Genomic DNA, 20,880 nt, shown 5'->3' with positions numbered 1-20,880 from the left:
TTTTCTGTCCGAGACCTGGCCGAACGCCAGAGCCCCAAAAATTACTTCTTGCCGAAGGCCATGCTGCCGAAGCGCGAGTTGAAGCGCGAGACGCGGCCGCCGCGATCGAGCATCTTCTGCTCGCCGCCGGTCCAGGCCGGGTGCGTCGAGGGGTCGATGTCGAGGTTGAGGACGTCGCCCTCCTTGCCGTAGGTCGACCGGGTCATGTAGTCGGACCCGTCGGTCATCACGACCTTGATGAAGTGGTAGTCGGGATGCTCGGTCCCCTTGGCCTTGGCGGCCGCATCTTTTGCCATGACGAAGTCCTGATTGGGTCACGCCGACCGGACGGCGCAGCGGTCCGCGGCCGAATATCACGCGCGTTTCGGTGAAGCCGGGCCTATACCCCAGCCGCACCCGGCGAACAAGGCCGGCGCCAGAACCATAAGCAAGACACGACAGGGACGAAACGATGACGAGGACCGATGGCCGCCGCGCGTGACACCGCCCGTGGGGCGAGGGGAAAGCGAAGGGGCGGGGCAGGCACGGCCGACGCGAGCGGCGATGCCGCCAAGCGCGCGCCGCTCGGTGCGCTGAAGCCGCTGATTCCCTTCGCTGCCGTCTATCGCGGACGCATCTTCGCGGCCTTCCTCTCGCTGGTCTTCGCGAGCGGCGCCACGCTGGTGGTGCCCGTGGCGATCCGCCGGGTGATCGACCACGGCTTCTCGCCCGAGGGCCACACCTTCATCGACAGCTACTTCCTGGCGCTGCTCGGCGTCGTGGCGGTGCTCGCGCTCTCCAGCGCCGGCCGCTACTATACCGTGGTGAGCCTCGGCGAGCGCGTGGTCGCGGACCTGCGCAGCGCGGTCTTCGCTCGGCTGACCACACTCGATCCGGCCTTCTTCGACCGCACGCAATCCGGCGAGATCGTCTCACGCCTCACCGCCGACGCGACGCAGGTGAAGGCCGTGTTCGGCGTCTCGATCTCGATCCTGCTGCGCAACGCCTTCCTCTTCGTCGGCGCCGTCGCGATGATGGTCTGGACGAGCCCGAAGCTCTCGATCCTGGTGCTCGGCGCCATCCCGCTGATCGTGTTTCCGCTGATCCTGTCGGGGCGCGGCGTCCGCCGCCGCTCGCGGGCGGCGCAGGATCGCCTCGCCGACGCATCCGCCTATGCCTCGGAGGCGATCGGTGCGGTGCGCACCATGCAGGCCTTCGGCATGGGGCCGGCCACCACCACGCGCTTCCGGGGCGCTGCCGAGAACGCCTATTCCGCAGCCCTCGCCTCGATCACGGCCCGCGCGATCCTGACGGGCGTGGCGATCTTCCTGATCTCCGGCTCCGTCGTCGGGGTGATGTGGTACGGCGCGCAGAGCGTCCTCTCGAACACCATGACCGCCGGCGTGCTGTCGCAGTTCGTGCTCTACGCCGTGTTCGGCGCGAGTGCGCTGGGACAGCTCTCCGAGGTCTACGGCGAACTGGCGCAGGCGGCAGGCGCTGCCGAGCGCCTCGGCGAGATCCTGGCCACCGAACCGACGATCCGGACACCTCTCAATCCGGTCAGCTTCCCGCAACCGCCGCGGGGTGAGGTCGCGTTCGAGGACGTGCGCTTCGTCTATCCGACCCGGCCCGGCCACAACGCGCTCGACGGCATCAGCTTCAACGTCGCCTCGGGCGAGCGCGTGGCGCTGGTCGGCCCCTCGGGCGCCGGCAAGACCACGGTGCTGCAGTTGCTGCTGCGCTTCTACGATCCGCAGGGCGGGCACGTGCGCGTCGACGGCGTCGACATCACCGCCGCCGATCCGGATGCGCTGCGCGAACGCCTCTCGCTGGTGCCGCAGGATCCGACGGTGTTTTCGGGCAGCATCGTCGACAACATCCGCTACGGGCGACCTGACGCGAGCGAGGCCGACGTGGTGCGGGCGGCGCAGCTCGCCAATGCCGACGGCTTCATCCGGGCCCTGCCGCAGGGCTACGACACCGTGGTCGGCGAGCGCGGCATGACGCTGTCCGGCGGCCAGCGCCAGCGCGTCGCCATCGCCCGCGCCATCCTCAAGGACGCCCCGATCCTGCTCCTCGACGAGGCGACCTCGGCCCTCGACGCCGAGAGCGAGCGCGCCGTGCAGAACGCCCTCGACCATCTGATGGAGGGCCGCACCACCCTGGTCATCGCCCACCGCCTCGCCACGATCCGCGCCGCCGACCGCATCCTGGTGCTCGACGGCGGCCGCATCGTCGAGGAGGGGACCCACGAGAGCCTGCTCGCCCGCGGAAAGCTCTACGCGCAGCTCGCGAGCCTGCAATTCACCGACGCCCTCGACGACAGCGCCCGGCCGCGCGACCCGCACCTCAAGCGCGAAGCCTTGTCCGCGGAAATCTTGCCGGCGGAGTAGCCGATGCTCGACCTCTCCCGCTTCCCACGAGTCGCGTTGACCGACGCGCCGACGCCGATCCAGCCCCTCGACGGGCTGAGCCGGCATCTCGGCGCTGCGCTCGCCGGCGTACGCCTGTTCGTGAAGCGGGACGACATCGGCCCGGTGGGCGGTGGCGGCAACAAGCTGCGCAAGCTCGAATTCCTGCTCGGGCAGGCGCGGGCGGACGGCGCCGACACCGTCATCACGGTCGGCGCCCTGCAATCGAACCACGCCCGGCTGACCGCTGCGGCGGCCGCACGCTGCGGATTTGCCTGCGAGCTATTCCTCACGCATTCGGTGGCCCGCGACGATCCCGACTATACCGGCAACGGCAACCGGCTCCTGCACGAACTGTTCGGCGCCCGCGTGCACCTGCTGCCGGGCGACGCAGATTCGCTTGCCGCCGCCCACGCGCGGGCCGCCGAACTGGAGCGGGAGGGCCGGCGCGTCGCGGTCTTCCCCTCCGGCGGATCGAGCGCGCTCGGCTGCCTCGGCTACGCCGCCTGTGCCGCCGAGGTCCTGGATCAGTCGGCGGCGATGGGTCTCGACCTCGCGCAGGTCGTCACCGCCAACGGCAGCAGCGGCACCCATGCCGGGCTCGTCGCCGGCTTGACGGCGCTCGGACGTAATCCCCGTCTGGCGAAATCCTACACGGTGCTCGCGCCGCTCGAGGAGGCCCGACGGATCACATTGGAGAAGGCCGAGGCCACCGCCGACCTGATCGGCGTCTCGCTTCCCGGCGACGCCATCGTCATCGACGGCGACCACCGAGGCGACGGCTACGGCATTCCGACGGACGGGATGCTGGAAGCGGTGCGGCTGATGGCGACGACCGAAGGGCTGCTGCTCGATCCGGTCTATAGCGGCAAGGCTTTTTCGGGTTTGCTCGCCGACGTGCGGGCCGGGGCCTATCGGCCGGGCGATGCGGTGCTGTTCCTGATGACCGGCGGTGCGCCGGGGTTGTTCGCGTATCGCGGCATCTTCGCCTCCGCGTGACGCGTCACCGCTCCGTCAGCTTCATCTCGATCCGCCGGTTCTTCGCATAGGCCTCCTCGGTGCTCCCTGCATCGAGCGGCTGGAATTCGCCGAAGGCACCCGCCAGCAATCGCTGCGGCGGGATGCCCTTCCCGCGAAGATACTGCACCACGGCGATGGCGCGCGCCGCCGAGAGCGACCAGTTCGAAGGGAACTGCGCCGACTGGATCGGCCGCGTATCGGTGTGGCCGTCGACGCGCAGCACCCAGGGAATGTCGGCCGGAATTTCCTTGGCGATGTCGAGGATCGCGTTCGCGATGCGGTCGATCTCTGGGCCAGCCTCTGGCTTCAGGGTCGCGGACCCGACCGGGAACAGCACCTCCGACTGCAGCACGAAGCGGTCGCCGACGATACGGACGTCGGAGCGGTTGCCGATGATCTGGCGCAGGCGCCCGAAGAAGTCGGAGCGGTAGCGGGCGAGTTCCTGCACGCGCTGGGCGAGCGCGACGTTGAGGCGGCTGCCGAGTTCGGCGATGCGGGTCTGGCTTTCCTTGTCGCGCTTCTCCGAGGCCGAGAGCGCGTCCTCCAGCGCCGCGAGTTGGCGGCGCATGGCGCGGATCTGGTCGTTGAGCACGTCGATCTGGTTCTGCGCCCGCGTGGTGGCTCCGCGCTCGGCCACGAGTTGCTTGTCGACGTCGGCCGACTGGCCCTTGTCCGCCTGCGCCGCGTCGGCCAGAGCCTGGAAGCGGTCGCGGTCGCTCTCGGCGCGCTCCAGGCTGCTCTTGAGCGAGGCGGCGCTCTCCTCCTGCGTGCGGCGGCTCGAGCGCTCCAGGGCGAGCAGGTCGGTGAGGTCGGCGATCTGGCGGTTGAGGCGGTTTAATACCTCGTCGCGCCCCGTCAGCTCCTGCGAGAGGAAGAACTGCCCCACGACGAAGATCGTGAGCAGGAACACCACCGAGAGCAGCAGCGTGGCCAGCGCGTCGACATAGCCCGGCCAGACGTTGATGCCGCGTGCGCTGCGGACGCGGGAAGAAGCCATCCTACGAGTCCACGCGCTCGCGGCCGAGCCGGTCGAGCACCTGCTTCAACTCCTTTTCGCGGCTGGCCTGGGCCTCGACCCAGTCGCGGATCATCTGCTGCTCGGCGCGCATGTGCTGCACCAGGCCCTGGATACCCTCGGCCAGATTGGTCATGGCCTGCGTGGCCGAACGGCTGCCAGAACCCTCGGCGACGACCTTGGTGAGCCGATCGAGGGTCTCCTGCAATTCGCGGGAGAAAGCCGGGTCCTGCTGCGGCGCTGGGACGGCACCCTTCACGGTCACCGCCTGCTCCTCGCCCGAGACCAGCCAATCCTCCAGCTCGTTGTGGAAGCGGGCATGGGCCTGACCGGCCTGGAGGTCGAGGAAGCCGATCACCAGGGAGCTGGCGAGGCCGAACAGCGAGGCCGAGAAGGCGAGGCCGATTCCGGAGAGCGGCACGGCGAGGCCGTTCTTGAGTTCGTCGAACATCACGGCGGCGTCGCCGCCGCCGCGCATGCCGCTGATCACGTTGCCGACCGCCGAGAGCGTGTCGATCAAGCCCCAGAAGGTGCCGAGCAGGCCGAGCAGGATCAGGATGCCGGCGACGTAGCGCAGGATCTCGCGGCCCTCGTCGAGGCGCACGGCGGTGGTGTCGAGATGGGCGCGGGTCCCCGAGAGCGTCGCGCCGTCCCGGCGCGCATCGATCGCCGGCACGAGGGGGCCGAGCAGGCGCGCCCCGCCCTTGGCCGGCGTTTCGCCGGCCGCGACCGCGTTGACGTAGGAGACCTCGCGGAAGAGCCGAAACACCTGCCCGAAGGCGAGCAGCACCGCGATCAGCAGGACGCCGAGGATGAGGCCGTTCAGGCCCGGATTGGCGAGGAAGGCCGGGGTGATCTGCCGGAAGAGAACGAAGGCGAGGAAGCCGACGAGAATCAGGAAGACCAGCATCCGGACGAGGTAGATGCCGGGCTTGCTGAGGGGAGGGGACGCGGGTCGGGCCGCCATCGGATCCGGGCTCTCGTTGGGTCGAGCCCACCTGTTGCGAGGCGGGGCCGATCGGCGCGCACTCTGGCGTCTGGTCCCGGACCGATCAAGCCGCGCGCGTACTCCGCAGCGCGCTCACACGCCTCAATCCCACGCGCGCGGCCAGGTTTCCTCCAGGTGCGGCCCCAGACGCACAGCATGGACGGCCTTGGCGAGCCCGGTGGCATCGTCGGTCTCGACGGCGATGCCGCAGAGCGTGCCCTCGCCGGTAGCTGGCTCCAGCCGCGATCCCGGCGTCTTCTGCAGGAAGCGGCGCAGCGGCTCCTCCTTCTGCATGCCGAGCATGGAATCGTAGTCGCCGCACATGCCGGCATCGGTGAGGTAGGCGGTGCCGCCGGGCAGGATGCGGTGGTCTGCGGTGGGCACGTGCGTGTGCGTGCCGACGACGAGGCTCGCCCGGCCGTCGAGAAACCAGCCGAAGGCCTCCTTCTCGCTGGTCGCCTCGGCATGGACGTCGACGATCACCGCGTCGGCCGCGTCGCGCAGGGGGCAGGAGGACAGTTCGCGGTCGACCGCGGTGAAGGGGTCGTCCATCGGATCGATGAACAGCCGGCCCATCACGTTGACCACGAGGACGCGCGCGCCGGTGCGGGTCTCGACCACGGCCGCGCCGCGCCCCGGCGTGCCTGGCGGGTAATTGGCCGGGCGGATCAGGCGGGGCTGGCGCTCGATGAAGACGAGCGCTTCGCGCTGATCGAAGGAGTGGTTGCCGAGGGTGACGACGTCGGCGCCGGCCTGGAGGATCTCGTCGCAGATCGACTCGGTGATCCCGAATCCGCCGGCCGCGTTCTCGCCGTTGACTACGACGCAATCGAGCCGCCAGCGCTCGCGCAGGCGCGGGAGCCTGTCGGCGACCACGTGGCGACCGGGACGGCCGACGACGTCGCCGAGGAAGAGCAGTCGCAAAACTAAGACCTCGACAGCGGCACGAGGCCGGTTTCGGTGACGAGATGGTCGAGGGGCCGGTCGTGCGGCTCGGCCGGCACGTGCGCGACCTCCTGCACCGAGAAAGCGATGCCGATGGTCAGAACCTGGCCGCGTCTGGAGAGGCGCTCGATCGCCATATCGTAATAGCCTTTGCCGTAGCCGATGCGGTTACCGGTGCGGTCGAAGGCCGCCAGCGGCACGATCAGCGCTGTGGGAAACACTTCGGGCAAGTCGTCGCGCGGTTCGCTCAACCCGAAACCGCCGCGCACCAGGGCTTCGCCCGCTCGCCACTCGCGAAACACGAGGCCGCTGGGCGTCACCTTCGGCAACGCCACGCGCTGGCCGCGTGCAAACAGCCTTTCGATGAGGGGACGCGGGTCGATCTCGCTGCGGATCGGCCAGAACCCGCCGACGAGTTCCGCGTCTCCCAGCGCCGGAATGCCAATCACGGTCTCGGCGACGGCGACCGAGCCGGCCTTACGCGCCTCCGGTTCCAGCGCGTCGCGTCGGGCAAGAACCTCGGCCCGCAGGCGGGCCTTGTCGGGGAGAGCAGGCGTGTCGGGCATGTCTGAAAAATGAAGGTGCGGAGCCACGTGGGCCGTCGGAGGATCGATCCCGGGAAACCTACAGTGTAGGTGGGCGCCGTGTTGGCCAAGTCCAGGGACAAGGCCAGGGACAGCTCCCTGGGGAGTCGATAAGGCCCCGGGGATAGTGCTCCAGTCGAACCCTGCAGCCCCGCCTCACCGATGTAATCGCGACGGGGCTCGGACGCCAGTGGCACCAGCCGTTCGGGGCCGGGGAATTTGCCGACAATCAATCGATCCGGCGCCCGGCCGCCTGCGCAGGGCACGGGACCCTTCTGTTACCGATCCCCGTCCGATCCAGTGGCGTCCACCCGCGGTGCCGGCGTATTCAGCGACTGCGTCAACCGCTCGATCCGCTCGGCGGTCTTCTCGATCCCCTCTGCCAACCGAGCCTCGCCGGACGATGCGGCTTCGCGCAGGCCCGCGGCTTCTGCTTCCAATGCGGCGAAACGGCTCTTCAGCTCGGCGAGTTCGTCCGAGACGGTGAGGGCGGCCATGACGTGGAGGCGCATGTCGCCGATCTCGCCGAAGGCCTTTCGCATCTCGGCGACCTTGGCGTCGAAGCCGGTGGCGAGGGCGGTGAGGTGATCCTCCTCGCCCGCGCCGCAGGCCATGCGGTAGGTCTTGCCGGCGATGGTGACGGTGACATGGGCCATGCGGGTCTCCCTCAGGCCCCGGGACGCGACGGCGGGCGGCGGTCGAGCACGGTCTCGACGGTCTCGATGGCGCGGCCAAGGCGGCGCTCCACGTCGCCGGTGACGCTCGCCATGCGGGCGAGTTGCGCGCTCGCCGCATCGAGCTCGGCGGCGAGGCGCGCGCGGTCCTCGTCCATCAGCGCCAGCTCGACGTCACGGTCGGCCCGGGCCGTCTCGGCCTCGACGCGCCGGGTGACCGCCGCTTCGAGGCGCACCATGGCCAAGTCCAGCCGCCGCAACGCGTCCGCGATCACCGCCATTCGCACCATTCTCCCACGTCCGTGGTTTCGCCCGGCGGACAAGAATTTTCCAGCCTTCGCCGCGCCATAATCCCCTTTCGAAGCGCTTCCGCGTGCTTTGACAGCCCCCATCGCCATGTTAGAGACCCGGCGCGCGCCGCGATCGTCTCATGGCGCGCACAGTTTTCCGGAATTCCAGCCCGTGACACCTTCCGGCCCCTCGCGCAGATCGTCCGCCGCCCGGATGATCCCGAGCGCCCGCCGGGCCGCGGCGCCGCCGATCCACCCCGGTTCATCCGAGGTTCAAGCGGAGCCGTCATGGAGCGGCGGGTGCCGCCTCGTGGCGGCGCAACATTGTCCGATCGAACGGCGCCGGAGCGCCGCAGCTTGCGAAGGAGTCACGCCGTGACGGTGAAGGTTGCCATCAACGGGTTCGGGCGCATCGGCCGCAACGTGCTGCGCGCCATCCACGAAGCCGGCCGCACCGACATCGAGGTGGTGGCCATCAACGATCTCGGCCCGGTCGAGACCAACGCCCACCTGCTGCGCTTCGATTCGATCCACGGCCGCTTCAACAGCAAGGTCGAGGTCGACGGCGAGTTCATCATCGTCGACGGCAAGCGCATCAAGGTCACGGCCGTGCGCAACCCGGCCGAGCTGCCGCACCGCGAACTCGGCGTCGACATCGCGCTCGAATGCACCGGCATCTTCACCTCGAAGGACAAGGCCAAGGCCCATCTCGAGGCGGGCGCCAAGCGCGTCATCGTCTCGGCCCCGGCCGACGGCGCAGACCTGACGGTCGTCTACGGCGTCAACCACGACAAGCTGACCGCCGACCACCTCGTGATCTCGAACGCCTCCTGCACCACCAACTGCCTCGTGCCGGTGGCCAAGGTGCTGCACGATCTCGTCGGGATCGAGCGCGGCTTCATGACGACGATCCACTCCTACACCAACGACCAGCCCTCGCTCGACCAGATGCACAAGGACCTCTACCGGGCCCGTGCCGCCGCGCTCTCCATGATCCCGACCTCGACGGGCGCCGCCAAGGCCGTCGGGCTCGTGCTGCCGGAGCTGAAGGGCAAGCTCGACGGCACCTCGATCCGCGTGCCGACCCCGAACGTCTCGGCGGTGGACCTCGTCTTCACGGCCAAGCGCGAGACCTCGGTTCAGGAGATCAACGACGCGATCAAGGCGGCGGCCGACGGCCCGCTCAAGGGCGTGCTCGCCTATACCGACCAGCCCAACGTCTCGATCGACTTCAACCACGACCCGCATTCCTCGACCTTCCACCTCGATCAGACCAAGGTCATGGACGGCACCTTCGTGCGGATCCTGGCCTGGTACGACAACGAGTGGGGCTTCTCGAACCGCATGGTCGATACGGCGGTTGCACTGGGCAAGCTGATCTGATCGGCGCCGGGGGGCGGTGCCCTCCGGATGCATCGCCTCCTCGAACGACAGCCGGAGTCTTTTCAACGATGGCCGACGACGCTCAGACCAAGATCGGTGGACCGAATTTCATGTCGGCTTCGCCAGCCCCCGCTCCCGCTCCGACACCGGCGGCCGTCGAGAAGCCGGCCGCCGCCGTGGCGCCGAGCACGCCGGCGCCGGCCGGCTCCGCGGTCGGAGACCAGCTCGCCCGGATCGAGGACAAGACTGCGCGGATCGAGGACAAGTACGCCCGCTCCGAGCAGCTCCTCTCCCGCATGGAGGAGAAGATCGAGGGCGCCACCACCCGCATGAACGAGGTGGCCCGCCAGTCCGATCTCGCGGCGCTCCGCGGCGAAGTCCGCAGCATCAACGAGCGCGTGAAGCGCAGCCCCGGCACCGGTGCCCTGGTGCTCACCGCGATCATCACCGCGGTGCTCACCGTGGTACTCACCGTGGCGGTACAGCGGCTCAACATCGACAGCATGCTGCCCCAGCGCGCCGCCCCCGCCGCGACGCAGCCCTGAGCGAGACCCGATGAGCGCCTTCCGTACCCTCGACGACGCCGGTTCGCTCGCAGGCCAGCGCGTGCTCGTGCGCGTCGACCTCAACGTGCCGATGGACGGGGGCCGCGTCACCGACGCAACCCGGATCGAGCGCATCGTGCCGACGATCCGCGCCATCGCCGACAAGGGCGGCCGCGTCGTCCTGCTCGCGCATTTCGGCAGGCCGAAGGGCAAGCGCGATCCGAAGGACTCCCTCATGCCCGTCGTCGGACCGCTGTCCAAGGCGCTCGGGCGCGAGGTCGCCTTCGCGGAGGATTGCATCGGCGCTCCGGCCAGGGCCGCAACCGCCGCATTGAAGGACGGCGACGTCCTGCTCCTGGAAAACACCCGCTACCATCCGGGCGAGGAAAAGAACGACCCCGATTTCGCCAGGGCGCTCGCCGAGAACGGCGATCTCTACGTCAACGACGCCTTCTCCGCCGCCCACCGCGCCCATGCCTCGACCGAGGGCATCGCGCGGCTGCTGCCGGCCTATGCCGGGCGCGGCATGCAGGCGGAACTCGAGGCGCTGACCAAGGGCCTGGAAGCGCCGAAACATCCGGTGATTGCGCTGGTCGGCGGCGCCAAGGTCTCCACCAAGATCGACCTACTGCAGAACCTCGTCGCCAAGGTCGACATGCTGGTGATCGGCGGCGGCATGGCCAACACCTTTCTGCATGCCCAGGGCAAGGATGTCGGCAAGTCGCTCTGTGAAAAGGATCTCGCGGATACGGCGTTGCGCATCATCGAGGCCGCCAAGGCCGCGAACTGCCGCATCATCCTCCCGACCGACGCCGTGACGGCGAAGGAATTCAAGGCAAATCCCACCACCGAGACGCTTTCGGTCGACGCGGTGCCCGCGGACGCGATGATCCTCGATGCCGGTCCAGATTCCGTAAAACTCGTCAATGCTGCGATCGACGAGGCCGCGACGCTGGTCTGGAACGGCCCGCTCGGCGCCTTCGAGCTGACGCCGTTCGACGCCGCCACCGTTGCGGCGGCGCGTCATGCCGCCGAGCGGACGAAAGCCGGCAAGCTGGTCTCCGTCGCGGGCGGCGGCGACACCGTCGCCGCACTCAACCATGCGGGCGTGGCCGACGACTTCACCTACGTCTCGACGGCGGGCGGCGCCTTCCTCGAATGGCTCGAAGGCAAGGAGCTGCCGGGCGTCGAAGCGCTGCGGGCGAAGGGCTGAGAACGCACGGCGCGATCCCACCATCGCCCTGAGGTGCCTGCGTCAGCAGGCCTCGAAGGAGGGCTCCAGGGATCGCAGTGGTAACAGGAGCCCTCCTTCGAGGCCTCCGCTCTGCTACGGCACCTCACGATGAGGTGGTTTGTTTGGGATCGGCCGTTCGATGCCGATCGACTGGCATGGGGAACGGAACATGGCACGCATCACCCTTCGGCAGCTCCTGGATCACGCCGCCGAGCATGGCTACGGCGTGCCCGCGTTCAACCTGAACAACATGGAGCAGGGGCTGGCGATCATGGCCGCGGCCGACGCCACCGATTCGCCCGTGATCCTGCAGGCCAGCAAGGGCGCGCGCGCCTATGCCAACGACGTGGTGCTGGCCAAGCTCATCGACGGGCTCGTCGAGATCTATCCGCACATCCCCGTCTGTATGCATCTCGACCACGGCAACAACGAAGCCACCTGCGCCACCGCGATCCAGTACGGCTTCACCTCGGTGATGATGGACGGCTCGCTGAAGGCCGACGGCAAGACCCCGGCCGACTACGCCTACAACGTCGAGATTACCCGCAACGTCACCAAGATGGCCCATTGGGCCGGTGTCTCGGTCGAGGGCGAGCTCGGCGTGCTCGGCTCGCTCGAGAGCGGCACGGGCGAGGCCGAGGACGGCCACGGCGCCGAGGGTGAGCTCTCCCACGACCAGCTCCTCACCGACCCGGACGAAGCCGTGAAGTTCGTGCGCGAGACCAAGGTCGATGCGCTGGCGGTGGCCATGGGCACCAGCCATGGCGCCTACAAGTTCACGAAGCAGCCTGACGGCGACGTGCTCGCCATGAACGTGATCGAGGAGATTCACCGCCGCCTGCCGACGACCCACCTCGTCATGCACGGTTCCTCCTCGGTGCCGCAGGACCTGCAGGACATCATCAACCAGTATGGCGGGCAGATGAAGCCGACCTGGGGCGTGCCGGTGGAGGAGATCCAGCGCGGCATCAAGCACGGCGTGCGCAAGATCAACATCGACACCGACAACCGCATGGCGATGACCGGCCAGATCCGGAAGATCCTCACGGAGAATCCGGCCGAGTTCGATCCGCGGAAGTACCTGAAGCCCGCCATGGAGGCGATGACGAAGCTCTGCAAGCAGCGCTTCGAGGAGTTCGGCACCGCCGGCCAGGGCTCCAAGATCCGCCCGATTTCCGTCGCCCAGATGGCCAAGCGCTACGCGGACGGTTCGCTCGACCCGCGCATCGACGGCTGATCGCCAGTCTCGTTCGCGGGAGGATCGAAGTCCCCCGCGAGATCCATCCCCACGTCGATCCTCCCCGATCCGGGGAGGGCGTCAGCCACCCGCGGAGCCGATGTCCGAAGACGCCCCCCGCCTCGCCTTGCTGACGCCCTACGGCATCGACGACGCGCAGGCCGAGAAGACGATCGACGCGCTGAGAGCGGCCTGCGCGGCCGGTGACGTCGCTGCGGTGATCCTGCGCCTCGCCCCGTCCGACGAGCGCTACCTCGTGAGCCTCGTGAAGCGCCTGGCGCCGCCGGTGCAGGAGCATGGCGCGGCCGTCGTCGTCTGCATCCCCGGCTTCCAGGGCGATCCCGTCGGCGTCGCCGCCCGCGGCGGGGCGGACGGCGTCCACGTCGACAAGGCGGACGAGACGGAGTTGCGCGACCTCCGCGGGCGGCTGCGCGACGGCCGCATCCTCGGCTGCGGCGGCTTTCTCGAATCGAAGCACGCCGCGATGGCGGCGGGCGAGACCCAGGCCGACTACCTGATGTTCGGCGGCCTCTATCCGGACGGCGTCGCGCCGGACCGCGAGCTCGTCCGCGAGCGGGCGGCGTGGTGGGCGGAAATCTTCGAGACGCCGTGCATCGCGGTGGCGGTAGAGGCGGTGGAGGTCGAGGCGCTCGCGAAGACCGGCGCCGAGTTCGTTGGGCTGGAGGGATCTCTCTGGTTCGATGCGCCCGACGCCGTCGCGGCGGCGATGGAGGCGCTCACGGCAGCGGGCGCGGCACGATGACGCGGGTCGGAGCCGGCCTCTTCGCCCTGGCGCTGCTGGCGAGCCCGCTCGATGCCCTGGCGGCTCCGAACCCGCCTTCCATCGTCCCCCCGACGATGGACCAGACGCTGAAGTCGGTCGATCCCAAAGTGGCGCCCAAGGGGTTCTCCCGCGATCTCCCAACGCCCTACACGCCGAATGCCGAAGGCTTGCGGCCGGCCTCCACCGCAAACGCCGACATGGCGTACGGCGCCTACCAGCGCGGGCGCTACAAGACCGCCTTCCGGGAAGCCTCGAAACGCATCGAGACCAACCCGAAGGATGCGGCAGCGCTGACGTTGCTCGGCGAGCTCTACAATCAGGGCCTGGGCGTGAAGCAGGACCCGAAGCGGGCGCTGGAATGGTACCGCCTCGCCGCAGGCCTCGGCGACGCGCACGCCATGGCGTCCCTCGGGTTGATGGCGATGGACGGGCGCGGTCAGGCCAAGGACCAGAAGGCTGGCAAACACTGGCTGGAACAGGCCTCCGAGAAGGGCGAGGCATCCGCTTCCTACAATCTTGCGCTACTCCAGCTGAGTTCCGGCAAGCCCGAGGACGTCGTGACGGCTGCGGCCCTGTTCGAGAAGGCGGCCAAGACCGAACTCGCTCCGGCGCAGCACGATCTCGGCGTGCTCTATCTTCAGGGCCGCGGCGTTGCGAAGGATCCGGCCAAGGCCGCAGATTACTTTCGACGGGCCGCCGACAACGGCGATCTCGCCGGCGAGGTCGAATTCGCGATCCTGCTGTTCAACGGCACCGGCGTAGCCAAGGACGAGGCGCGTGCCGCACGCTATTTCCTGCATGCGGCAGCACGCGGCAACGCCATCGCGCAGAACCGGGTCGCCCGTCTCTATGTCGTCGGCCGCGGCGTCAACAAGAACCTCGTCGAGGCCGGAGCCTGGAACCTTGCGGCGGCGGCCCAGGGATTGTCGGATGCGTGGCTCGATCAATCGCTGACCGGGCTGACGAAGGAAGATCGGACGAGGGCGGAGGCGCTCGGCGCCGAGCGGGCAAAAGTTCAACCGTAGCGGCCTGTATGCCGCCCGGGCACATCTGTCCCGCCACGGGCGAAGATTGCTGTTGCGGCGGAATAACGGCATCCAAGAACCATGACAACTTGGCGACGGAACGGCCGGCCGATACAGTGTTGACCGTTGCCGTTGTTTCCCGGTGCCGCAGCCGATGATGCGGATCGCTCCATTCCCGGCCTGGAAGGTCTATCTTGCCCCATCTGCAGCGCCTTCCGCCCTGGCCGGATCTCGCCCCATTGGAGCCGATCCTCGACGCGGCGAACATCGTCGGCCTTTTCGAGTGGAACATCGCGGAGAACCGGATTTTCCCGTGCGTCGGCATGGCGCGGATCTTCCGCCTCAATCCCGCGATCATTCGCGAGGGTGCGCCGGTCTCGGCCTTCGTGCCGGCGCTTCATCCGAAGGACCGCGCCGCCTTTTCGGGACGGGTGAGCCATGGTCGGAAAGGCCTCGAGCAGACGATCTATCGGGTGTCCGACACCGGCGATGCCGCGCCGCGCACGATCCTCGATCTCATGCGGCTGTCGTTCGATGAGCACGATACGGCGGACTGGGCCTGCGGCGCCCTTTTCGACTACCCCGGCACCGAGGCCGCGACGGTGCCGTTGAAGGCCCAAAAGGTGCTCGCCGCACTGGATCGCGCTGCGGGTCTGGCGATCGACCTGCGGGGCGCGGTTCAGGACATCCAGAGTCCGACCCTGCACGCGCTCGTCGACATGGTGCTCATCGAGATCGCGTCGTCCCTCGCCCGCCAGCTGGAGCGGCCCGAGGTGTCGCTGCTAAACTGAGGTGACGGGGCGAGCGAAGGGACCGCCGGCCCCAAGCGTCACAACGTCACTGCGCCGTCTCGGCGGCAGATGCCGCATCGGCAGGCAGCCCGGCGCCCGACTTGTCGGCCGGCGGCTCGGCACTCGCGAGCGTCTTCGTTTCGAGCATCGGCTGCAGGCGGGCCTCGAGCTGCTTGTCGAGGTGACGTGCATAGGCGCCCTTGAAGTAGCGGTCGCCCGTTCCGGCACCGTAAAGCCGGTCATGGGCCTGCACCATGCGCCCGACTTCCGGCCGGCACAGGAAGCCGATCACCCCGGCCGCATCATACCAGCGCCCCGCTCTGGCGAGACCGGTCGCCTTTGGGTTCGCCATCACCGTTTCGGCGAAGCAATCCGTGGCCGCCTGCTCGAGCGGAGCCATGACCGGATGCGGCTTGCCGGGAACGCGCTGCTCGGGCCGGGCCTGCGCACCCGCCGTGAACAGAACGACGGCGAGACCGGAAGCGAGGAGCGCTTTCATGACAGGTGCCTCGAAGCAGGGCTGATGCGATCGAGTATCACCGGAGAAATGAGCCCGGAACAGGGCGATGTGCGGCGCAAAATGAACTGCCGCACGCCGCCGCCGCACCTGTCACCGCCGCGCCACAGAAAACGACCGCTGAGGCGGCCGACACTCAGCCGCGCTTGACGGCAGTCCAGCGGCCGCTGCAGCCGATCGGTCCGTTGCCGGTGCTGCCCCAGCTGCCGCCGCCGGATCCGCCGACGGTGAGCCGTCCGGTGACCTGAGCGGAATCGGAGCCCCGGGCGATCACGCCGGACACCAGGCCGGCCTTCGAAACGCGACCCCGGATGGACACGTCCCCACCCGGATAGATCGCCTCGCCCTTGTAGACCTGGATGCCGTAGCGATAGGCGCGATCGCAGGGTCCGTCCTGCGTGACCACCTCGATGCTCCAGTTGCCGTCGAACTTGTTCGGAACTGCAACCTTGCGCTTGGCGGCGTCCGCCGGACCAGTGAGGCCGCCGACGGACACGGCGACGATGGTGGCGGCGAGGATCGGGATTCTCATGGACGGCCCCTGCGGCGTAGCGCTTGCGGTTTCTAACCCAGCAGAAACGTCCGAGGCGACCTGAGGTTTCAGGCTCAAGCTTTCGCGGTCGCCCGCTCCTGGGCCTGCGTGAGCAGGGCGAGCAGATCGCAGCCCGCGAACAGGAAGCCGTCGACGCCCGCCGATGTCAGGGCGTCGGCATCGGCCGGCTTGCCCGCGAGATAGACCGTGTCGGCACCCGCCTCCTTCAGCGCCTTCGCGGCGGGCGCTGCATCGGTCTCGTAGAGCTTGTCCGAGGAGCAGATGCAGGCAATGGCCGCACCGGATTCCTTGAACGCCTGAGCGAGGTCTGCCGGATCCGAAAAGCCTTCGTTGCCGAGCGCCGCGATACCGCCGGCCGCGAAGGCGTTGGCGGCGAAAGTCGAGCGGGCGTTGTGAACCGCCACGGGGCCGAGATTGGCCAGGAACACAGCCGGACGTGCCGCGTGCGCCGTGAGGTAGGCGTCGGAGGAATCGCGGAGTGCCTCGAACGGCTCGGTCAGGCGCAGGGAGGGCAGGGCGCCTTCGCCGACGGCGGCGGGCGCCTTCGGTGCAATCTCGAGAACCTCCACCGGCTTCTCGGCGAGGAACGGGAACTCGCTGGCGCCCGTGAGCGGCTCGCGCCGGGTCGCGATGCGCCTGGCACGGGCCTCGCGAACTGCGGCGATGCGGGCCTGGACCTTGCCGGCCTTCAGACTGGCGAGGATGCCGCCCTCGGCCTCGATCTCCTGGAACGCCGCCCAGGCGCCCTCGGTGAGCGAGGCGGTCAACGACTCGAAGCCGCCGGCACCGGCGGCTGGATCCGAAACCTTGGCCAGGCTCGATTCCTCGATGAGGATGGTCTGGCTGTTGCGGCCGACGCGGCGCGCGAACGCGTCCGGCAGGCCGAGCGCCAGGGTGTAGGGCAGGACGGCGACGGAATCCGCGCCGCCGAGGCCAGCCGAGGCCGCGGCCATGCCGGTGCGCAAGATGTTCACGAAGGGATCGCGGCGGCTCATCATCCGCCAGGCGGATTCGGCGTGGAGGCGCAGGGGCTTTGGATCGAGGCCGCAGGCCTGCTCGACGCGCGCCCAGAGCCGGCGGATCGCGCGGAACTTGGCGATGGTCAGGAACTCGTCGGCATCGGCGACGAGCAGGATGGAGAGCGCATCGCGGGCACGATCGAGCGAGACGCCCTCGGCCTCGAGCGCGCGCAGATAGGCGACGGCCGTGGACAGCACCGCGGCGAGTTCCTGCACCTCGCTGGCGCCGGCCTCGTGATAGGCGCGCCCGTCGGCGAGCGCGACGCGGCCGCGATAGGCCTCGAAATCGACGACGGCCTTGGCGAGTCCCGTCTGCCAGCCCTCGGACGCATGGCCGGTGGCAGCGAAGAGGCCGATGGGATCGAGGCCGAGATCGATGTCGAGCTCGGCCGGATCGTCGCCGCGCTTCTCGACGAGCGCCTTGAGATGCGCGGCGAGTTCGAATCCCTTGGGGCCGGCATCCAGCCGCAGGGCGATGATCGTGAGCATCACCCCGTCAAGCGCCGCGTCGAGGTCTTCGACGCCTCCGATGTCGAGGCCGAAGCCGCGGGCGGTAGGCGAGGCGGCATGGACGATCGTCAGGGAGTCGGCGCCCCCTTCGAGGTCGGCGAGCGCCTGCGCCGCGGCCTTCTCGAAATCGGGATGGTCGACGCGCTGCGATAGCCGCCACGGGCCGGGCGCGCGCACCGGCTGTGCGATCGGCGCGGCGGCCGGGTAGAGCGGCTCGATGCGCAGGCCGTCGGCGGTCTTCGCGACGAGGCGCTTCTCGAAGTCGCCGCCCTTCAGGGCCGCCTGGACGGCCTCACGCCAGCGCGCCTCGGTCGCGGGCTCGAACAGCTCGGCTAGCGGACGGTCTTCCATCGGTCTCAAGGCCCCGGCATTGGCATGTCCCACGGGTTTTGAGATGCCCGTGACGTCGCCGCAAGCCCATGCACTGCCTCAAGGGGCCGTGCAATCGGCTGACGTCGGGTTTGCGCCTCGTGGGCACGAAAGCCCGAGCCCGCGGATGTAAGGGATGGTCTACGGTTGGACGGTGAAGCGCTGGCTGAATTCGATGGGGCCGCCGTTATGGCTCACGTCGACCCGGTACTGACCCGGAGGCCAGCCGGCATCGGGCTTACCCAAGCTGGACGAGACGGTGGGACTTGCCCCCAGCGGGATCGCGATGGACGCAATCGTGAAATTCGCTGGCGTGCCGTCCGTCTTCTCCGCGATCCAGGCCGCCGTGAGGCTGTCGCCGGGCTTGGCGGCGGGAACCGCCAGAGCCAGCAGGATCTTGGGTGCCGTGCGGGCGAAGACCGTCTGGGGCGGAACGTCGCCGTCCCCCGGGAAGGTCATGGCCTTCTCGATATGGGTCGATTCCGACGATGACGCGGCCGCGACGGCAACCGCCGGCGGAGCCGCAGCGACGGGGGCCTTGGCCGGCGCACTTTCGCAGCGACGCAGCGAGGCGTAGGCCTCGGCGAACCCGGCGAGCTTGAAGTCCGCGTCGGCGCCGTCGAGCTTGAGCACCTTCGTCTTGGCGGCCAGAAGGTTCGGCACGATGCTGTCCGGGAGCAGGGCCGTCAGGGTCTGGCCGTCGCCCGTCCAGGCCGATTTGGCGATGGCGACCTTCTTGTCGAGGACAAGGGGAACCTGGAGCTTCTCGTTCTTATCCCATGTCCAGTGCTCGTAGACGAAGCTCACGATGGCCTGATCCCCCGCCAGCGCGAAGACCAGGGCGTTCTCGGCGTTGTCGTCGTCTGCGTCCTTGTAGGACTTGCTCATCAGGCAGGACGGGCCCTTCGAGCCGGGCGCCGCGTGCTCGACCTCCCAGCCCTTGACCGTCTCGAACGGGGTCTCCCCCGCCGCCAGCGCCGGGGCGCCGAGCAGGAGGGTGAGGGCCGTGAGGGTGGAGACGCGTCCCATGCTGTCCTCCGGGCGACAGGGCGTCGCCATGGTCATCGACCTGCGCGGTCGAACCGGACGCGGAGGCAGTGCGGGCGAACCTTAGCGGTAAGCCGCGTGAGATGGCCACGAAGATCGGGAAAATCTTCGCTTCTCGGTGAATGAGCTCCCGATGCGGCGCGTTCGACGGAGCCTCCGGAAACCGGATGGGGTCCGAACCGAAAAAGCGCGTCAGCCGAACAGGATCAGCCCCGCGAATCCGAGCGATCCGACGATGATCCGCCACCAGGCAAACAGCCAAAAGCCATGCTTGGACACGTAGTCGAGTACGCTGCGTACGACGACGAGCGCCGCGATGAACGCCGCGACGAAGCCGATGACGATCACCAGGGCGTCGTCGCTCGACAGGTTCTTGTAATTGTCGAGCAGGTCCTTGGCGAAGGCGCCGGCCATGGTCGGCATGGCGAGGTAGAACGAGAACTCGGTCGCTGCGCGCTTGCTCGCGCCCATCAGCATGGCGCCGACGATGGTGGCGCCGGAACGCGACACGCCGGGGATCATGGCAAGGCACTGGAAGACACCGATCTTCAGCGCCATCGGCAGGCTGAATTCGAAGACGTCGTCCTTGCGCTCGATCCGCTCCGTGCGGACCTTGCGGTCGTCCTCGCCCTCCGCGTCGGTCTGCTGGTAGGGGTCGGCCTCGTCGATCACCAGCAACACGAGCCCGCCGGCCACCAGAGTGGCGCAGACGATCCACGGGTTGAACAGATAGAACTTGATATACTTCGAGAAGAGGCCGCCGATGATCGCCGCCGGGATGAAGGCGAGCAGGATCGAGGCGACGAATCGGCGCGCCCGCGGGTCGGTCGGCAACGCGGTCGCGATTTTCGTGAGGCGCCCGAAATAGGCATAGAGGATCGCGAGCACCGCGCCGAGCTGGATCAGCACCTCGTAGGTGTTGTTCGGCGACTTGAAGCCGATGAAATGCCCGATCAGGAGCTGGTGGCCGGTGGAGGAAACCGGGATGAACTCGGTGGCCCCCTCGACCACGGCGAGCACCAGCGCCTTCAGAATATTTGCGAAATCCATCGGCGTGCCTGACTCGCTGTGACGGGGTGGCGGCAACACGTGCGACGCGCGCCGATCATCCGGGAGATGTCGCCCGTGACGGTTGATGGGCGGTTACCGCCGTGGTTCGAGCGTGTTAATGAGGCGGCAACGATCGGGCAATAAACGTTATTCCGCCGCCCGTCCCGCCGGCCTTCCCAGCCAGAATACGGCCTGAATGGCGACGCTGCACCACTCCCCCTTCTGCCCGCATTCCCGCTTCATCCGTCTCGCGCTTGCCGAGATGGGCATGGAGCCGGAACTCGTGGAAGAGCGCCCCTGGGAGCGCCGCGACGCCTTCCTGCTGCTCAACCCGGCAGGATCGACGCCGGTGCTCGTGGAGCAGACCGGCCTCGCGATCCCCGGCGCCGGCATCATCGCGGAATATCTCGACGAGACCCGAGGCCTAGGTCTCAGCGGTCGCCGGCTCCTGCCCGACACCACCACCGCGCGGGTCGAGGTGCGGCGCCTGCTGCACTGGTTCCTCGTCAAGTTCGACACTGAGGTGACCGAGTACCTCGTCACCGAAAAGATCTACAAACGCTTCATGAAGAGCGCCGACGGCGGCGGTCCGCCGGACATGGGTGCGATCCGCGCGGCGCGCGCCAACGTGCGCTATCATCTGAAGTATATCGGCTACCTGATCGGCCAGAGGCGCTGGATCGCGGGCGACCATCTGACCTATGCCGATCTCGCGGCTGCGGCCCACCTGTCCTGCGTGGATTATCTCGGCGACGTGCCATGGGAAGAGGACGAGATGGCGAGGGACTGGTACGCGCGGCTAAAGTCGCGCCCGTCCTTCCGCGCGATCCTCGCCGACCGGGCGCCGGGCATGGCCCCGGCCGCGCATTACGCGGACCTGGACTTCTGAAGGCACCGAGCCGGTTTCTGA

General features: G+C 68.7%; 22 protein-coding genes and 1 other RNA gene. 10 read left to right on the top strand and 13 right to left on the bottom strand.

Features of this window, described 5'->3' with window-relative positions; genetic code table 11:
• Positions 1-41: 41 nt before the first annotated feature.
• Positions 42-296: a 50S ribosomal protein L31 gene (gene rpmE / locus MFF07_RS06005; protein ID WP_147813273.1), complete on the bottom strand. Its 255-nt coding sequence runs from the start codon at positions 294-296 to the stop codon at positions 42-44.
• Between the two features lie 168 nt (positions 297-464).
• On the opposite strand from rpmE, the gene MFF07_RS06000 reads away from it, so the two are divergent.
• Together MFF07_RS06000 and MFF07_RS05995 are read left to right on the top strand one after the other, a co-directional pair.
• Entirely contained in the window at positions 465-2,372 is a 1,908-nt protein-coding gene (locus tag MFF07_RS06000) for an ABC transporter transmembrane domain-containing protein (protein WP_147813275.1), read from the top strand.
• A 3-nt stretch (positions 2,373-2,375) separates the two neighbouring features.
• A complete protein-coding gene (locus MFF07_RS05995; protein WP_147813277.1) occupies positions 2,376-3,389 on the top strand; it encodes a D-cysteine desulfhydrase family protein in 1,014 nt (337 codons plus the stop codon).
• Between the two features lie 4 nt (positions 3,390-3,393).
• On the opposite strand, the gene MFF07_RS05990 is transcribed toward MFF07_RS05995, so the two are convergent.
• The 7 genes from MFF07_RS05990 to MFF07_RS05960 all read right to left on the bottom strand — a co-directional run bounded on the left by MFF07_RS05990 (position 3,394) and on the right by MFF07_RS05960 (position 7,897).
• Positions 3,394-4,407: a peptidoglycan -binding protein gene (locus tag MFF07_RS05990; protein ID WP_147813279.1), complete on the bottom strand. Its 1,014-nt coding sequence runs from the start codon at positions 4,405-4,407 to the stop codon at positions 3,394-3,396.
• 1 nt (position 4,408) lies between these two features.
• Positions 4,409-5,392 (bottom strand): MotA/TolQ/ExbB proton channel family protein, encoded by a 984-nt coding sequence (locus MFF07_RS05985; protein ID WP_147813281.1) that lies wholly within the window; start codon positions 5,390-5,392, stop codon positions 4,409-4,411.
• Between the two features lie 123 nt (positions 5,393-5,515).
• Positions 5,516-6,337 carry a TIGR00282 family metallophosphoesterase gene (locus MFF07_RS05980; protein WP_147813283.1) on the bottom strand — a complete coding sequence of 274 codons (822 nt, stop codon included), beginning with the start codon at positions 6,335-6,337 and terminating at the stop codon, positions 5,516-5,518.
• A 2-nt stretch (positions 6,338-6,339) separates the two neighbouring features.
• Positions 6,340-6,924 carry a 5-formyltetrahydrofolate cyclo-ligase gene (locus tag MFF07_RS05975; protein ID WP_147813427.1) on the bottom strand — a complete coding sequence of 195 codons (585 nt, stop codon included), beginning with the start codon at positions 6,922-6,924 and terminating at the stop codon, positions 6,340-6,342.
• A 16-nt stretch (positions 6,925-6,940) separates the two neighbouring features.
• A non-coding RNA gene (gene ssrS / locus MFF07_RS05970) (6S RNA) lies at positions 6,941-7,097 on the bottom strand.
• 123 nt (positions 7,098-7,220) lie between these two features.
• Complete coding sequence (locus tag MFF07_RS05965; protein WP_147813285.1) at positions 7,221-7,598, bottom strand: cell division protein ZapA; 378 nt, start codon at positions 7,596-7,598, stop codon at positions 7,221-7,223.
• 11 nt (positions 7,599-7,609) lie between these two features.
• Positions 7,610-7,897: a DUF4164 family protein gene (locus MFF07_RS05960; protein WP_238231091.1), complete on the bottom strand. Its 288-nt coding sequence runs from the start codon at positions 7,895-7,897 to the stop codon at positions 7,610-7,612.
• Positions 7,898-8,281: 384 nt separating this feature from the next.
• On the opposite strand from MFF07_RS05960, the gene gap reads away from it, so the two are divergent.
• The 7 genes from gap (at position 8,282) to MFF07_RS05925 (ending at position 14,905) form a co-directional block, all read left to right on the top strand.
• Positions 8,282-9,289: a type I glyceraldehyde-3-phosphate dehydrogenase gene (gene gap / locus MFF07_RS05955; protein WP_147813289.1), complete on the top strand. Its 1,008-nt coding sequence runs from the start codon at positions 8,282-8,284 to the stop codon at positions 9,287-9,289.
• A gap of 68 nt (positions 9,290-9,357) precedes the next feature.
• On the top strand, positions 9,358-9,834 hold the full coding sequence (locus MFF07_RS05950) for a hypothetical protein (RefSeq protein WP_238231089.1): 477 nt from the start codon (positions 9,358-9,360) through the stop codon (positions 9,832-9,834).
• Between the two features lie 10 nt (positions 9,835-9,844).
• On the top strand, positions 9,845-11,047 hold the full coding sequence (locus tag MFF07_RS05945) for a phosphoglycerate kinase (protein ID WP_238231087.1): 1,203 nt from the start codon (positions 9,845-9,847) through the stop codon (positions 11,045-11,047).
• A 190-nt stretch (positions 11,048-11,237) separates the two neighbouring features.
• Complete coding sequence (gene fba / locus MFF07_RS05940; protein WP_147813294.1) at positions 11,238-12,305, top strand: class II fructose-bisphosphate aldolase; 1,068 nt, start codon at positions 11,238-11,240, stop codon at positions 12,303-12,305.
• Between the two features lie 100 nt (positions 12,306-12,405).
• The gene (locus MFF07_RS05935) at positions 12,406-13,068 is read left to right on the top strand and encodes a thiamine phosphate synthase (RefSeq protein WP_238231085.1); all 663 of its coding nucleotides are present in this window, start codon (positions 12,406-12,408) and stop codon (positions 13,066-13,068) included.
• A complete protein-coding gene (locus tag MFF07_RS05930) occupies positions 13,065-14,114 on the top strand; it encodes a tetratricopeptide repeat protein (RefSeq protein ID WP_147813298.1) in 1,050 nt (349 codons plus the stop codon). Before MFF07_RS05935 ends, MFF07_RS05930 begins: the two co-directional genes overlap by 4 nt.
• Positions 14,115-14,308: 194 nt before the next feature.
• Entirely contained in the window at positions 14,309-14,905 is a 597-nt protein-coding gene (locus tag MFF07_RS05925; protein ID WP_238231082.1) for a hypothetical protein, read from the top strand.
• Positions 14,906-14,951: 46 nt separating this feature from the next.
• On the opposite strand, the gene MFF07_RS05920 is transcribed toward MFF07_RS05925, so the two are convergent.
• From MFF07_RS05920 to MFF07_RS05900, 5 genes are all read right to left on the bottom strand, one after another.
• Positions 14,952-15,404, bottom strand: a complete 453-nt coding sequence (locus MFF07_RS05920; RefSeq protein ID WP_147813302.1) for a hypothetical protein — start codon at positions 15,402-15,404, stop codon at positions 14,952-14,954.
• Positions 15,405-15,558: 154 nt separating this feature from the next.
• Positions 15,559-15,954 (bottom strand): hypothetical protein, encoded by a 396-nt coding sequence (locus tag MFF07_RS05915; RefSeq protein ID WP_147813304.1) that lies wholly within the window; start codon positions 15,952-15,954, stop codon positions 15,559-15,561.
• A 74-nt stretch (positions 15,955-16,028) separates the two neighbouring features.
• Positions 16,029-17,855, bottom strand: a complete 1,827-nt coding sequence (locus tag MFF07_RS05910) for a methylmalonyl-CoA mutase subunit beta (RefSeq protein WP_147813306.1) — start codon at positions 17,853-17,855, stop codon at positions 16,029-16,031.
• Positions 17,856-18,014: 159 nt separating this feature from the next.
• On the bottom strand, positions 18,015-18,902 hold the full coding sequence (locus MFF07_RS05905; RefSeq protein WP_238231080.1) for a hypothetical protein: 888 nt from the start codon (positions 18,900-18,902) through the stop codon (positions 18,015-18,017).
• A gap of 210 nt (positions 18,903-19,112) precedes the next feature.
• Positions 19,113-19,970 (bottom strand): undecaprenyl-diphosphate phosphatase, encoded by an 858-nt coding sequence (locus MFF07_RS05900; RefSeq protein ID WP_147813310.1) that lies wholly within the window; start codon positions 19,968-19,970, stop codon positions 19,113-19,115.
• Between the two features lie 196 nt (positions 19,971-20,166).
• On the opposite strand from MFF07_RS05900, the gene MFF07_RS05895 reads away from it, so the two are divergent.
• Positions 20,167-20,859, top strand: a complete 693-nt coding sequence (locus tag MFF07_RS05895; RefSeq protein WP_147813312.1) for a glutathione S-transferase family protein — start codon at positions 20,167-20,169, stop codon at positions 20,857-20,859.
• The last annotated feature ends 21 nt before the right edge of the window (positions 20,860-20,880 follow it).

This window comes from Methylobacterium thuringiense (genome assembly GCF_022179645.1).
Taxonomy (GTDB): Bacteria; Pseudomonadota; Alphaproteobacteria; order Rhizobiales; family Beijerinckiaceae; genus Methylobacterium; species Methylobacterium thuringiense.
The sequence above is the reverse complement of the archived record's forward strand: the minus strand, read 5'-3'. Positions and strand labels throughout refer to the sequence as shown.